Origin of the sequence: Olsenella sp. KH1P3 (assembly GCF_900167315.1) — a bacterium.
Classification (GTDB): domain Bacteria; phylum Actinomycetota; class Coriobacteriia; order Coriobacteriales; family Atopobiaceae; genus Olsenella_J; species Olsenella_J umbonata_A.
The window spans coordinates 461,384-475,561 of sequence record NZ_FUWQ01000001.1; the positions used below are offsets into that span (position 1 = coordinate 461,384).

Consider the following 14,178-nt stretch of genomic DNA (forward strand, 5'->3'; position numbering starts at 1 on the left):
AGTACATTTTAAAGGCATACCACGTATCACCAAGGAGGAGTCATGAGGGCAGCCTGTATCGGCGACAACTGCATAGACTACTATCGCAATCTCGCGCGCGCCTATCCCACGGGAAACGCCGTGGATACGGCCGTTAACATGCAAAAGCTCGGCGTGCCCACGTCGATCATCTCGACCACGGGGTCGGATGGCAATGGCTCTTGGATGGTCGAGACCCTTCGCCGCGAGGGCCTCGACGTCTCGCATCTCAAGGTCGTCAAGGGCATGACCGCCATCACGTACATGGACCTCGAGGGGCTCGATCGCGTGCATGGCGAGTACCTGGAGGGCGTCCTGGCCGACATCTCCTTTTCCGATGACGACATCGCCTTCGCGTGCGAGCACGACATCGTCCACACGGCGCTCTGGGGCAACGCCGAGGCGACGCTGCCCGAGATTCACGCGTCCGGAACCCTCGTGAGCTTCGACTATGCCGATCGACTCGATCACCCGCTCGTCGAGAGCACCCTTCCCTACGTCGACTACGGGTTCTTCTCCTCCCATGGCGAGAAGGACGACTCCATCCGCGACTTCCTGCAAGACAAGGTGGCGCGCGGCATGAGGGTCGCGACGGCCACCTTCGGGAAGCGGGGCAGCCTCTCATGGGACGGAGATCGTTTCTGGGAGGGCCCCGTCTACCCGGCCGCACGCCTCGTGAACACCGTCGGGGCGGGAGACTCCTTCATCGCGGGCTTCCTCGTCGGCGTCCTCACGGGCGATGACGTTGCCGGATGCCTTGATCGTGGGGCTCGAATCGCGAGCGAGGTCGTGGGGGTCTTCGAGCCCTGGGTTGTCACTGCATAGCTCTATACACCTGAGCCGGCGATGCCGGCACGAGCGGCCGCGCGTCCGCCAGAGGGGATGGGAAGATGTTTGAGATCGGTTTGTTTACGAGTGGATACCAGCGCAGCAACATCGAGGACATGTTTGCTGACGCAAAGCGATTCGGGTACGACTTCATCGAGCTCTGGGGCGGACGTCCGCACGCCTACGCCCCCGACCTTGCCGCGGGCGAGATCGACGAGATCATTCGCTTGAGGGATGCGTACGGGGTCGACATCCGTGGGTACACGCCCGAGCACAACGCATATCCCTACAACTTCATGATCGGCAGCGAGCACCAGCGTGAGGACGCCGTGCGCTACCTCAAGGTATGCCTCGACCAGGCGCGCGCCCTGGGCAGCGACTTCATGCTCGTCAGCCCGGCCCACGCCGGCTACGAGGCGACGCACGACCAGATGCGCGAAAGGCTCTATCGCACGATGGAGGAGCTCTCCGGCCATGCGGCCAAGGTTGGGGTCAAGCTCGTGGTCGAGACGCTTACCCCCGAGGAGTCCAACGTCTTCAAATGCGCCAACGACCTCGTCGACCTTTTCGAGCATGTTGACAGTGACTACCTCGTGGGGATGCTCGACGTCGTGCCCCCGTTCCTCCAGCAGGAGCAGATCATGAGCTACTTCACGTTGCTTGGCGAGAAGCTCTATCACCTGCACATCCCCGACTCCAACGGTGTCGATGCGACGCATCTGGTTCCCGGGGAGGGCGTCATGCCCTATCGTGAGCTCGTCCAAGAGATCCGCGACCTGCCCTTCGAGGGGACGGCCACGATCGAGCTGGTCACCAACTACCTCAGCGAGCCGCGCCTCTATGCGCGCCGCTCCATCGAGAACCTTCGCTCGATGCTGGCCGAGTAGGAGGCACGCGTGTTTATCGACATCCATGTCCACCCCGCCTTCTATGAGCCCATCAACTCGGACCCCGTGCGCGAGGAGATGCGTCACGAGGCCCTTGACATCCACCTGAACGGAACCGCCAAGCTCGCCCACATCGAGAACCAGATGCGTCTGGCCGGACTTGACAAGATGTGCCTCCTCGGACAGGACTACCTCGTCAAGGAGGGCGTCACCCCCGTCTCGAACGAGGAGGTCCAATCGCTCGTTGGCCTCCGGCCCGACCGCTTTATCGGCTTCGCCTCGGTCGACCCGCACGACCCCGCCGCCGCCGAGAAGCTCGAGTGCGCATTCGCGGAACTTGGCCTCGTGGGACTCAACCTGCACCCCGGCAGGCAGCGCTTCTATCCCACGGATGACTGCGTCCAGCCGCTTTACGACATCTGCGAGCGCCACGACAGGCCCGTCATGTTTCACGCCGGCATGTCCTGGGAGCCGCATGCCCTTGCGAAGTTCGGGCGGCCCGTGGAGTTCGAGGAGCTTGCCGAGGCCCGACCGAACCTGCGCTTCTGCCTCGGCCACTTCGCATGGCCCTGGCTCGAGGAGGCGGCGATGCTCATGGTCAAGCACAGGAACGTCTATGCCGACACGGCCGCCCTGTACTTCGACTGCGCGCGAGAGTTCTACGACCGCCTCTTCACGCAGGAGCTTCCCCTTACCTGGATCGATCGCAGCCTGAGACACCAGGTCATGTTCGGCAGCGACAACCCTCGCTTCGAGCAGATCCGCATGGCACGGGCCCTCGAGGGGCTCGGCCTGCGCGAGAGCACCCTCGAGCTCGTCAAGGGCGAGAACGCCCTTGAGTTCCTGTACGGACGCGACTAGGGAGGACCATGGTCTTCGAGAAGAGCTTCACCTTCCTCACCAGCGAGTACAACCAGTACACGCTCATTACCGAGAAGATCGAGAGCGTCGTGACCGAAAGTGGCGTCACCAACGGCATGGTCACGGTTCTGTCCCGCCACACGACGACGGGTATCACCACCAACGAGGCGCTCGAGTGCCTTGAGAGCGACATCGACGAGTTCCTCTGTCGGCTCGTGCCGGAGGATCATCCCTACGCCCATGCCCGTATGCTTGCCGACTACGGCTCGACGGCCGGGAACCCCACGGGTCACCTCAAGGCACTCCTCACGGGCAATCACGCGCACTTTCTCGTGCGCGACGGGCGAATCGAGAAAGGTGGGGCCCAGGAGGTGTACTTCTGCGAGTTCGACGGACCCTCTGAGCGGACCTTTCTGGTGCAGGTGATGGGCGAATGACCCGCGTGCCGTTGGCACGGCGACGGCAAGTCTTATATATTTAGGAGAATCGAGGAAACAAGACTCAGACGTCTGACAGGTGGGGACCCTTGAGTTCCAGAGACACGATCACAGAGCTAATTGAGTGCTACATCATCGATAACGACCTGCGCCCTGGTGACAGGCTCCCTTCCGAGAGGGACCTGTGCAAGCAGTGGGGTGTCAATCGCATGACGCTGCGCAACGCCATCAAGCGACTCTCCGAGCTCGGCGTCGTCGAGAGCAAGGTGGGGCTCGGCACGTTCGTCGCCAAGCCCAAGATCGTTCGAAACCTTCAGGACACGCTCGGCTCCTCCGAGGCCATTGCGGCGGCGGGCGGCGAGCTCGAGCGGATCGTCGTCTCGTCTCGTCTTGCCGAGGCCGACAAACACGCAGTGCGCCAGCTCCACGTGATGCTGGCCTCGCCCGTCTTCGAGCTCACGAGGGTTTGCATCGTCGACGGCGAGAGGGCGGCCATCGAGTCCGTGATCGTCAACGCAAGGGACTGTCCCGGCATCGAGGGGCATGACTACGCGGTGGAGTCGCTCTACGGCGTTCTCCGCGAGGAATACGGCCTCGTTGCGACGCGGGGCACCGAGAGGATCGACGTCTGCAAGCTCGACGAGCGAGAGGCTGACCTCCTGGACTACCCCGCGGGCACGACCGCCTTCTTCCAGGAGGGACTCATGCTCGACCAGGAGGGCAAGCCGCTCGAGTACTTCACGACCATCGCGATGCCGCAGCGTATCGTCTTCGGGACGGAGCTTCGTCCGTTCAGCGAAGGGGAGGGCAGGTGGCATGTCGGGCATCGATGAGAGCTCACCCATCTTCATGCAGCTGAGGGGTGTCGTTCGCGAGCGCATCTCGACGGGCGAGTACGCTCCCGGCGTGGCGATTCCCTCGGAGAACACGCTTGCTAAGACCTATGGCATCAATCGCCTGACCGTCCGTGCGGCCCTCGACGGGCTCGTCGAGGAGGGGCTGCTCAAACGTGTCCAGGGCAAGGGCGTCTTCGTTGTCGGCAAGCGTATCGAGCGAGACCTCGATCACCTCACCGGATTTCGCAAGGCCATCGAGGGCGGGATGTCCAAGCCCGGCGTGAAGATCCTCGATCGACAGCGTCGGCGCGCCGGATCGGCGTACGCGAAGCGTCTCGGCATCGATCCCGAGGATGAGATCTTCTACATCAAGCGCCTCGACCTGGCTGACGGCGAGCCCATCTCGATAGAGGAGGTCTACGTCCCCTGCGAGCTCTTCCCGAACCTCATGGACGTCGACCTCGAGATCTTCCCCATGCAGGACGTCTACGACTTCTACGAGTCGTCGCCCGTGCGCGCCTGGCAGACCCTCGAGATCGTTCCCGTCGAAACGAGGCTCGCGCGCATGCTCAAGCTTGGCGACGAGCGCGACGCGCTGCTGTTCACCTGCTACACGTACCGCGAGGACGGGCGCGTCATTGAGTTCATGCGCTCTTACAACCGAAGCGACGCCTGCTTCTTCACCGTCAAGGTGAGCGACGGAGAATAGCCCTGCCTCAGGAGCGCTGCGGCCGCAGCCCGAGCGGGCGCGGGGGAAGGCCATGCTCTTCTCGGCATTCGAGGCCCCCTTCGCCCGAAAGGCGCAGAACCTGCGAATCCAACTGCTACACTAGCTAGTCGTATTCGATAGAGTCCGCCATCTATGTAAAGGAGCACCATGGCAGATGAGATGCTGAAGGCACAGGTCAAGGCCTATGTCGAGACCAACTGGGAAGACATCGTAAAGGACATTGAGGACCTCGTTGCTATTCGTTCCGTCGAGAACATGGCAGAGGCCACTGAGCAGATGCCCTACGGTCCCGAGCCGTACCAGGCCCTGTGCAAGGGTGTCGAGATTGCCGACCGCCTTGGCCTGGACGCGCACAACTGCGACGGCCACATTGGCTACGCCGACCTTGCCGGCGAGTCTGACAAGCAGATAGCGATCATCGCGCACACCGACATAGTCCCCGAGGGCTCCGGCTGGACCTTCGACCCGTTCAAGCTCACGCGCAAGGACGGCTACCTGATTGGCCGCGGCGTCCTGGACGACAAGGGTCCCCTCGTGCTCGAGCTCTACTGCGCCAAGTACTTTGCCGAGCAGGTCGCGAAGACCGGCAAGAAGCTTCCGTACACACTTCGCTGCATCATCGGTAACAACGAGGAGACCGAGATGGCAGACGTCGAGTGGTACCTCGAGAACTTCGAGCAGCCCGAGTTCCTGTTCTCGCCCGACGCGGACTTCCCGCTGATCTGTGGCGAGAAGGGCGGCTGGGCCGGAACGATCGTCTCAGGTCCCATCAGCGACGTCATCGTCGACTTTGACGGCGGCACCGTGGGCAACGCCGTCGCCGGCGAGGCGACCGCCGTGGTAAAGGCCGACGTCGCTTCCCTCAAGGGCACCGACCGCATTGACGTCGAGGCCGCAGGCGACGGCCTGGTCAAGCTGACCGCCCATGGCATCGGCGCCCACGCATCGCTGCCCAAGGGCTCGATCAACGCCATCGGCCTCCTGGTCGACTACCTGCTCGACAACGACCTCTGCTCCGACGCTGAGAGGAAGTTCCTCGAGCTCGAGAAGCTCTGCTTCGACTCCTATGACGGCTCTACGCTGGGCATTGCCTGCCAGGACGAGTACTTCGACCCCCTGACCTGCATCGGTGGCACCATGCGCACCGTCGACGGCCACTTCGAGCAGACCCTTGACAGCCGCTATCCCACCTGCATCACCGGCAAGGAGATTACCGAGCGCATTGGCAAGCTCTGCTCCGAGCACGACTGCGAGCTGCGCCTCGACCTCGACATGGTCCCGTTCCTGACCGATCCCGAGACCCCTGCCATGCAGACGCTCGTGCGCACCTATAACGAGTACACGGGCCGCAACGACAAGGCCTTCTGCATTGGTGGCGGCACCTACTCCCGCCACTTCAAGGCGGGCGGCTCCTTCGGTCCCAACGACCCCAGCTTCCCGATGCCCGAGTGGGTCGGCTCCGAGCACTCCGCCGACGAGGGCTTCAGCGAGGAGCAGCTCAAGCGTGCGCTCGAGATCTACATCGTCTCCGTCGCTCGCCTGATGGAGCTTGACTTCTAGATCGTCCCTCGCGCCACCGCGCGTGGCCAGCATAGCGATCTGACTTGGGAGGCCGCCTCGTGCGGCCTCCCTTCGCTTCGCGATGGCTTGCACAAAAGAGGCCGAGCGGTGCGCTTCGACCGTCACCCGGCCTAAAATGCGAAAAAAGTGTCCTTCGGGCTGCGAATGCTTGCTCTGACACACCGCTCGCCATCATTTGCGCACGAGGCGGTTGCCTCGCGTCCCGCATCAGCGGTCCGGCGCGTCCTCCAGCGAGTCGATGATCGCTCGGACCACGTCGTCAGAGGTAAAGGAGCCCAGTACCGCGGCGAAGTTCTTTGCGACGGGGAAGACCTCGGCGTCCAGCGAAGCGCGCGTACACTCCATGAACGTCTGCGAGACCTCCTGGGTCGGGGCGAGCGGCACGCCCGCGTCCTCGAGCACCTCCACGACCTGCTCCTGCGAGAGCTCGCGCGTGAGGGCCTGCGGGTTCTGCAGCGCCAGGGCGGCAAGCTCGACCGAGATGATGCCCGCCGCGCTGGGCGAGAAGGTCATGGCCAGCTGGTAGCAGGCCTGTGCGGCTAGGAGGTTGTTCGCCTGCCACTGGAAGAAGGCCATGCGATAGTAGGCCACTCCCAGGGAGTCCGGGTCGTGCGCCAGCTTGAGATAGTCGGTCAGCGCCTTCCTCGCCTCGTCCATCTTCTCGCACTCCTCGAGGCAACGGACCAGGTGCATGTTGGCGTTGCGGTCGAGAGGGGCGAGCTCGAACAGGCGCCACGCCTCCGAGAGCGCCGCATCGTAGTCGTGCTGGGCAAGGTACGCGACCGAGAGGATGAAGTGGGCCTCGAAGTAGGCGTCGGGCACCAGGAAGACCGAGCGCTCGCGGGCGAGCATGCGGTTGTAGAGGGCTCGGTCAACGTAGTTGCCGAAGTAGCGGTGCTCGATGGTGGGGGAGTCGGCATACAGGCCGTTCTCGTCGATGGGCGCAAGCACCTTGGTGAGGATCCTGGCCGCGGCGATGGCGTCTTGGCTGGGGACATTCGCCTTCTTTGCCCGACCCTCTCCGTCCCGTGTGTCGGGTCGCGGGGCGGCGTTGGACGCGCCTCCCACCATCTTGTGGGCCAGCAGGCGCTTCGCGTCACGTACTGCCTGCGTGAGCGCGTCTCCCGATACGAACTGGTCACCCACGTCAAGCGGCTCGGAGCTGTCGACCGTGCCGTCAATGAGGGCGCGAACGGTCCTCTCGGCGGCGCTCCTGACCGTGGGGTCGGGATCGTTCGCGGCCAGCTCCATGACCATGCGGACGTTCCTCTCGGTGGACTTCTCCTCGTGCGAGGGCACCAGGTTGAGCAGGATGTCGCTGGCGACCATGCGGCGCTTGTCGGCCTCCTCGATGGCGAGGCCATTTACGCTGGGCGTTCCCAGGGCCTGGGCCAGGGGCGGCTTCAGGCGGCGGGACGTGAGCGAGACGGCCGCAAAGCGTTCGGGCGGGCAGAAGCGCGGCTCCTCAGGGTCGAAGGTCTGCTTGACGGGGCGTAGGATGTCGTTCTCGATGCGCATCGTCGGGACGAAGGGACGCATGGCACGCGGGAGGTCGTCCACGTGCGCGAGGTCGAGCTTCGAGAAGCGCCAGCGGTCAAAGTCGACGGAGAGGTAGCACCAGTGGCGTGTCGCTGTGTCGATGGTGCCGGCGAACCACACGTGCTTGATGCGCCACGAGGCGCGAAACGCGGTGGCAGCCATCAGCAGGGCGATGCGCTGGGCGTAGGCGCTCGCGGCCTTGCGGCGCATCTCGCGCGAGCTCTGGACGACTCCGAGCCCCTCCACGTACATGGAGGCGGGAAACACCGACTCGGGAGTGAGCGCGACCTTGAAGCTCACGTTGCCGTCACGTACGTTGGCGCGCATGGACCACTCCAGGCGGTAGGGCAACTGCAGCTCGTCGATGGCCTGGGCAATCTTGCGCCTCACGGCCCACTCGCCGTCGGGGTCCTCGCCGACCTCGGCCTCGAGCGGCTCGTCGAGGCCGAGCGACTGCGCACAGATGGAGGACGTGAGGTTCTGTATCAGCTTGTATGCCTGCACCTGCGTGGCCCCGCAGAGGTCGTCGAAGTAGGTGTCCGAGAAGCGCATAGCGTTCAGGGCCGCCTCGATGCTCAGGACGCGAACGCGCGCAAGGTAGGCGCACTTCTGCTCCTTGATTCTCAGGTCGATGCGCCCCGAGCGCTCGGACTTCGCGACCCTCACCTCGGGAAGCTCGACGTCTTTCGAGAAGAGCCCGGCCTCCTCGAGCTGGCGTGCCACGAAGAGCTCGAGCTCGGAGGGGGCAAGGGTCCCGTTGATCGCTGCCTCGGCCTCGCTTGCGTCCGAGGCGCTCGCGTCGTCTGTTCCACCCTGTGCCCTCGTGTGGGCCTGGCGCGTGCGGATGTCCCCGACGAAGAGCTTGAGCTCCGCCCAGGGGTCCGCGCTCCCCAGGAGCGTCTCCATGGTGCGCTCGTAGTCGAGCTGCGAAACGGGGGAAGGTGCCGCGACGGAGGCGTGGGTGCTCGCTTGGACGGACGACTGGGCGGAAGCCTCGTCCTCGCCCGTGGCGGCCAAGAGTCCCTTGGCCGCCTGCCGTGCCTGTGCCACGTCCTCGCCCGCGGGCGCCTCCTCTGCCACGGCCTTTGTGACCGCCTCTTTCCCGTTCGCCTCGCCGCGCGTGCGCCCGCCCGTGGGCGCGGACGACTCGCTCATGCGGAACGCCACGACGAGCAGGGCGACCGCCATGCCGAACAGCGCGCCCAGCGTGGTGAGCATCCATTCGGTTCCTCCCAGCGCGAATGCCGCCCATACGGACGAAGCGCCGATCAACGCAAGCAGTATCTGGCTTGCAAGGAGGATGGTTCGCTGTCTTTTGTCGCGTGAGATCATGTCAGGCGTTTCCCGTGAGCTTTCGTGTTGTCTTTCGTCTTGGCGGGCGCCTGCATCCTTTGGTCGCAGGGTCCCTACAGTGCGAGTTTATACCCATGCCGCGCGCGTTCTTTGGGGGCGGGCAACACGTGGCGGTATGTTCACGATGCGAACGCACGCTCATATAAGAAATTGTAACGTTCGCCGGATTTCGGAAAACTGTCAACCGCACCATATGCATGCATAGCACCAAATGATTATGCACTCTATTGTGTGCGTCACGGGGTTTACAACCAGGGTATGATTACTGGCATTTACCTGCATGGCTCTATGCTCGGAGTAAGTCTCGAAACATGCTTGAAACCTGTATTGGGAGCGCGTACAACAGTGACAGGGGACGGCGGGAGCCGCTCGGGACTAGTCAGTGTTTGGAGGGTCAGATGAGCTTTTTTTCAATGCCGGTGGTTCAGTTTATTGCCACAACGCTCGGCTATTACGTAGTGGCGCTCTTTGCGCTGATGGTAGTGGTTGGAGTCGTCCGATGCATCATTCGCAGGGTGCTCAAACGGGTGGAGCCTGACCCTAACGAAACCACGTACCCAACCGAGGTTCCCTGGGTCTAGCCAGGGCCTCGGTTTGACTCGGGAGGGGGAGAAGGCCATGTCTTCTCCCCCTCGTTTTATGCAAATGCGAACACTGTATCAGAATACAATCTTTGGTAAGAAAAATGCGCCGCTCCCTCGATTGTGCAGGGGCGGCGCATTGGTATGCGGGTAAATCTATTCAAATTCCTGTAAGCGACAGCCGCCCGCGCGACGGAGGCGCTGGCTACGAGGCAATCTCTGTGGGCCAGACGGCTCCCTCGGGCATCGTGGCGGAGCCGGTTGCGATGTCGGCGGGAATGGAGCTGTCGGACTGCATCAGCTCGTCGATGGTCACAAACTCGTATCCCTGGTCCTGCAGCGTCTTGATGATGGTGGGGAGGGCCTCGACGTCCTGGTCACGGTTCCCGCCGCCATCGTGCATCAGGATGATCGAGCCAGGCTTCACGTTGGTGGTACATGACTGCACTATGGCGTCGGCGCCGGGGCGCTTCCAGTCGACCGAGTCGATGTTCCAGATGATGGAGGCCGACGCAATGCCTCCGGAACTGAGCCAGCACTTGATGTTGTAGGAGCCGTAGGGCGGGCGGAAGATGGTGGTGGTCACGCCGTCCGCGTCCTGGATTGCCTGGAAGGCCGTGCTGAGCTCGGACTGAAGTCCCGCCGCGTCGAGCGTGGCGAGGTCCTTGTGCGAGGTGGTGTGGCTCGCCACCTGCGAGCCCTGCTCGACGATGGCCCTGGATGCGTCCGGCATGTTCTTGACGCTGTTGCCCAGGTTGAAGAAGGTCGCGTGCGCGCCGTACTGGTTGAGGATGTCCAGGTACTGCTTGGTGTAGGTGCTGGGGCCGTCGTCGAAGGTGAGGGCGACGATCTTCCTGTCGTTGTCGGGCTTGACGTTGTGCAAGTAGATGACGCAGTCCTGGGGGTCGCTCACGGTCACGGTCGCCGTCTCGCCGGACTGCTTGCCCGTGCGGGTCTCGACCTTGCCGGGCATGCCCCACTGCTTGACGTAGGCGATCGCGCCTGCGCCGCCCTCCATGCGGAGCTTGGGCTGGGTGGTCTCCTCCGTGGCGTCGTAGTCCTCGATCTTGTCGGAGCCGTCGCCGATTTCGATCTTCTCGCCGCCCTGGACGTGGAAGGAGCCGGCATCCTGCCCGCTCATGTCGGCGTCGTTCACCTTGGCGCTGTAGGCGCTGCCCTTGCCCTCCTCGAGAACGTTGCCGCTGACCGAGACCAGGTTGCCGGGCTTCACCTGCACGTCGCCCTCTGATATGACGTCCTCCAGCGTGGAGCCGATCCGTACCTCGGTGGCTTTGCCGTTGAGAGTGATGTCGACCTTGCGGTTCGACCAGAAGACGAAGCCGCCCAGGACCGCGAGGGCCAGAAGGGCGACGACGATGATCGCGCCCTGGGGCGTGGAGCTCGTGCTGTTGAGCTTGCTGGGCCTGCGCGCCGAGAGCATCCGTGCGGCCGCGGGCTTGGGTGCCTGCGCCGCCGGCTTGTGGGCCTGAGCCTCGGCTGCGGGTCGGTATGCGTGTACCGCGCCCTGGCTGATTGCCGCGTGATGACTGGTGTGGGCGGGACTCTGGGCGCGTGCGTGCGGCTTTGGCGCCTTGTGCGCCGCGCCGGCGTGACGCGGGGTCTCGGCGTGCCGGGCGCTGCGGCGGCCGCCGGGGGTTGGGACCGAGTGGCGCGTGTTGCTGTTGCGATGGTCCATGTTTGTCATGTGGGTCACTTCTCCTGAACGTACGAAGATTTGAAGCCGCCTTCACTATAGTGCCCGTCTGGGCAAGATAGAGCCATCTTCCAGCATGACAGAAACGCACGACAAAAAAGCCCGCACACGCAAGGCATGCGGGCAGCGGGCTCATTTGGAGAGGTTGCGGCGGCTGGCGCCGGGCAAGAGGCGCTCGTGGCAGCGGGGTGATGGGCAAGAAGCCCATGGCTGCCCTCCCCCTAGATCCTCCTGACAAAGAGGCCGCTTCTGAGCTTGGGCTCGAACCAGGTCGACTTGGGCGGCATGAGCTCACCGGCGTCCGAGACTGCCATGAGCTGCTCGACCGAGGTGGGGCAGAGCGAGAACGCCACGCCCTTCTCGCCCGCGCGACGCTCGAGCTCCCCGTGGCCCTCGATGCCGCCGACGAAGCTGATGCGTGGGTCCTCTCGGGGGTTCAGGATGCCCAGTATGGGGGCGAGCACGCGCTCCTGGAGCACGGAGACGTCCAGGGCCGCCGCGGGGTCTGCGTCCGTTGTCCCTGCGGAGGCAGCCAGGCGCGCGGCGCGCCATGCGCCGCCCACGTAGATGGAGAGCTCGCCGGGCGCCTGGGGCTCAGCGTAGGGCGCGGGGTCCTCCAGCTGGTAGCCCGCGGCCTCGACCTGCTCGAGGAACTCCGTGGTGGTCCTTCCCGCGAGGTCGGCGACCACGCGGTTGTAGGCCATTACCCTCAGCTGGCTTGCCGGGAACAGGACCGAGAGGAAGAGGTCGGAGGGCATCTCGGGGGCGTCGGCGCCCGCCTCCTCACGCTTCTGGTGGCTGACGGCCACGGCGCTTGCGGCGCGGTGGTGACCGTCGGCGATGTAGGCGCAGGGCACGGTCTTGAAGGTCTCGCGGATCGCCTCGACCGCCGCCTCGCGCGCGATGCGCCAGACGCTCTGGTGGACGCCCTCGTCGTCGGTGAAGTCGTACAGGGGCTCGGCGGTCATGGCCAGGCCGACCAGCACGTCGATCGCGTAGTTGTCGCGGTAGGTCAGGAAGATGGGGCCGGTCTGGGCGCCGGTCGCGCGGATGTGCTCGATGCGGTCGCGCTCCTTCTGGGCGCGGGTGTTCTCGTGGCGGCGGATGGTTCCGTCGTCGTACTCGGCCACCGAGCACGCGCAGACCAGGCCGGTCTGGGCGCGGTCGTCCTGCTCCAGGCGATAGACGTAGTAGCAGGACTTCTCGTCCTTCAGCAGCACGCCGTCAAGCGCGGCCTGGCGAATGAGCTCGCCCGCCTTCGCGTAAACGTCGGCCGCGTACATGTCGTGGCCGGGCTCGAAGTTGACCTCGGGGCGGTCGATGCTCAAGAACGAGCCGGGGTGTGCCTGGGCGTAGGCCCGCGCCTGCTCGCGGTCGAACACGTCGTAGGGAAGGGCCGCGAACGAGGCGGCCTTCTCGGGGCGGGGACGATAGCAGTTGATTGGCTCGACGCGCATGGGTACCTCGATTTCCTGGGTGGCTCTCTCTCGGTCGGGCGCGGCGGTGGCTCGCGGCCGCGCCCGGCGACTCGCTACTGGCAGATGCCCTTGAAGTCCGAGCGCTGCGCCAGCGGCGTGATCTTGCGGATGCGATAGATGCCGGGAATCTCGCGCAGGCGCTCGAGGGTCTCCACCTCGACGAACTGGTCGAGGTCGATCACCGTGTAGGCGCTGTCGGCCTGGGCCTCGTTCGCCATGCGCTGGATGTTGGCATTCGACTCTGCAAGGATAGCCGTTATCTGTCCGATCATGTTGGGGACGTTGGCGTGGAGCGCCACGATGCGGCCGCCCGTGCGGCAGGGGCCCAGATCGCAGTCGGGGTAGTTGACGGAGTTGCGCACGATGCCGTGCTCCAGGTAGTCTTTCATCTGCTGGACGGCCATCCCGGCGCAGTGCTCCTCGGCCTCGAAGGTGCAGGCGCCCATGTGGGGCGTGATGAGCGTGCGCGGCATGCGCGTGGTCTTGGGCGTCGCGAAGTCGCATACGAAGCGGCCCAGCTGTCCCTCCTCGAGCGCCGCGGCCACGGCGTCCTCGTCGATGATGTCGGCGCGCGCGTAGTTGATGAGCATGCCGCCCTTGCGCATGAGCGATAGCTCGTGGGTGCCCATCATGCGGCGCGTGTCCTCCTTGGAGGGCACGTGCAGGGTGACGTAGTCGGCGTCGCGGCACAGCTCGTCCATGCTGTCGACGCGCTTGACGTGCTTGCTCAGCTCCCACGCGTGCTCGACCGAGAGGTACGGGTCGTAGCCGTAGACGTCCATTCCCAGGTGGAGAAGGGCGTTGGCCACCTTGCTTCCCACCGCGCCCAGACCGACGACGCCCACCTTGCGCCCGATGGCCTCGCGTCCGACGAAGGCCTTCTTGTTCTTCTCGGCGTCCCTCACGATGTCGGGGTCCTCGACGTTGTCCAGCACCCAGCGCATGCCGCCCAGGGCGTCGCGGGAGTTGACCAGGATCATGCCGACGACGAGCTCCTTTACGGCGTTGGAGTTTCCGCCGGGGGTGTTGAAGACGACGATTCCCCTGCGCGCGCACTCGTCGATGGGGATGTTGTTGAAGCCTGCGCCGGAGCGGGCCACGCAGCGCACGTCGGGGCCGAAGTCCATCCCGTGCAGGCTGCTCGCGCGCACCAGGATGGCGTCGGCGCGCTGCATGTCGTCCGTCTTCTGGTATCCGTCTCCCAGGTTCGCGACGCCGTCCCTGGTGATGTCCTTGGCGATGTTGTCCATTACCTTTACGTAGCGCATGCTCTTCTCCTCGGGTTTTGCCGGCGCGTCGTGGTGTCGGGGACACCCGTGCGTGCGCCGGTCGCTC

Annotated in this window: 11 protein-coding genes; 7 read left to right on the forward strand and 4 right to left on the reverse strand. The window is 64.6% G+C overall.

The genetic code is table 11. The annotated features are described in order from the left end of the window. The first annotated feature begins 42 nt into the window (after positions 1-42). The 7 genes from frlD to B5D13_RS01935 all read left to right on the forward strand — a co-directional run bounded on the left by frlD (position 43) and on the right by B5D13_RS01935 (position 6,157). Positions 43-843, forward strand: a complete 801-nt coding sequence (gene frlD, locus B5D13_RS01905) for a fructoselysine 6-kinase (protein ID WP_078686596.1) — start codon at positions 43-45, stop codon at positions 841-843. Between the two features lie 65 nt (positions 844-908). Further along, entirely contained in the window at positions 909-1,733 is an 825-nt protein-coding gene (gene frlC / locus B5D13_RS01910) for a fructoselysine 3-epimerase (RefSeq protein WP_078686597.1), read from the forward strand. Positions 1,734-1,742: 9 nt separating this feature from the next. Further along, positions 1,743-2,594 (forward strand): amidohydrolase family protein, encoded by an 852-nt coding sequence (locus tag B5D13_RS01915; RefSeq protein ID WP_078686599.1) that lies wholly within the window; start codon positions 1,743-1,745, stop codon positions 2,592-2,594. Positions 2,595-2,602: 8 nt separating this feature from the next. Beyond that, positions 2,603-3,031, forward strand: a complete 429-nt coding sequence (locus B5D13_RS01920; protein WP_078686600.1) for a secondary thiamine-phosphate synthase enzyme YjbQ — start codon at positions 2,603-2,605, stop codon at positions 3,029-3,031. 89 nt (positions 3,032-3,120) lie between these two features. Further along, positions 3,121-3,864 (forward strand): GntR family transcriptional regulator, encoded by a 744-nt coding sequence (locus tag B5D13_RS01925; RefSeq protein WP_078686601.1) that lies wholly within the window; start codon positions 3,121-3,123, stop codon positions 3,862-3,864. Next, a complete protein-coding gene (locus B5D13_RS01930) occupies positions 3,848-4,576 on the forward strand; it encodes a GntR family transcriptional regulator (RefSeq protein WP_078686603.1) in 729 nt (242 codons plus the stop codon). The genes B5D13_RS01925 and B5D13_RS01930 overlap by 17 nt, the downstream gene beginning before the upstream one ends. Positions 4,577-4,744: 168 nt before the next feature. Then, positions 4,745-6,157 (forward strand): Sapep family Mn(2+)-dependent dipeptidase, encoded by a 1,413-nt coding sequence (locus B5D13_RS01935; protein ID WP_078686604.1) that lies wholly within the window; start codon positions 4,745-4,747, stop codon positions 6,155-6,157. Between the two features lie 228 nt (positions 6,158-6,385). Here B5D13_RS01935 and B5D13_RS01940 read toward each other — a convergent pair whose 3' ends face one another. From B5D13_RS01940 to B5D13_RS01960, 4 genes are all read right to left on the reverse strand, one after another. Beyond that, complete coding sequence (locus tag B5D13_RS01940) at positions 6,386-8,935, reverse strand: tetratricopeptide repeat protein (RefSeq protein ID WP_078686606.1); 2,550 nt, start codon at positions 8,933-8,935, stop codon at positions 6,386-6,388. Between the two features lie 921 nt (positions 8,936-9,856). Beyond that, entirely contained in the window at positions 9,857-11,356 is a 1,500-nt protein-coding gene (locus B5D13_RS01950) for a polysaccharide deacetylase family protein (RefSeq protein WP_234970624.1), read from the reverse strand. A 230-nt stretch (positions 11,357-11,586) separates the two neighbouring features. Further along, a complete protein-coding gene (locus B5D13_RS01955) occupies positions 11,587-12,822 on the reverse strand; it encodes a DUF1015 domain-containing protein (protein WP_078686608.1) in 1,236 nt (411 codons plus the stop codon). 74 nt (positions 12,823-12,896) lie between these two features. Beyond that, entirely contained in the window at positions 12,897-14,111 is a 1,215-nt protein-coding gene (locus B5D13_RS01960; protein ID WP_078686610.1) for a phosphoglycerate dehydrogenase, read from the reverse strand. Between the last annotated feature and the right edge of the window lie 67 nt (positions 14,112-14,178).

What these genes read in the sequence shown, in the direction of transcription:
- frlD (WP_078686596.1), top strand. Translation starts at nt 43, where the DNA reads ATGAGGGCAGCCTGTATCGGCGACAACTGCATAGACTACTATCGCAAT.
- frlC (WP_078686597.1), top strand. Translation starts at nt 909, where the DNA reads ATGTTTGAGATCGGTTTGTTTACGAGTGGATACCAGCGCAGCAACATC.
- B5D13_RS01920 (WP_078686600.1), top strand. Translation starts at nt 2,603, where the DNA reads ATGGTCTTCGAGAAGAGCTTCACCTTCCTCACCAGCGAGTACAACCAG.
- B5D13_RS01930 (WP_078686603.1), top strand. Translation starts at nt 3,848, where the DNA reads ATGTCGGGCATCGATGAGAGCTCACCCATCTTCATGCAGCTGAGGGGT.
- B5D13_RS01935 (WP_078686604.1), top strand. Translation starts at nt 4,745, where the DNA reads ATGGCAGATGAGATGCTGAAGGCACAGGTCAAGGCCTATGTCGAGACC.
- B5D13_RS01940 (WP_078686606.1), bottom strand. Translation starts at nt 8,935, where the DNA reads ATGCTCACCACGCTGGGCGCGCTGTTCGGCATGGCGGTCGCCCTGCTC.
- B5D13_RS01950 (WP_234970624.1), bottom strand. Translation starts at nt 11,356, where the DNA reads ATGACAAACATGGACCATCGCAACAGCAACACGCGCCACTCGGTCCCA.
- B5D13_RS01955 (WP_078686608.1), bottom strand. Translation starts at nt 12,822, where the DNA reads ATGCGCGTCGAGCCAATCAACTGCTATCGTCCCCGCCCCGAGAAGGCC.
- B5D13_RS01960 (WP_078686610.1), bottom strand. Translation starts at nt 14,111, where the DNA reads ATGCGCTACGTAAAGGTAATGGACAACATCGCCAAGGACATCACCAGG.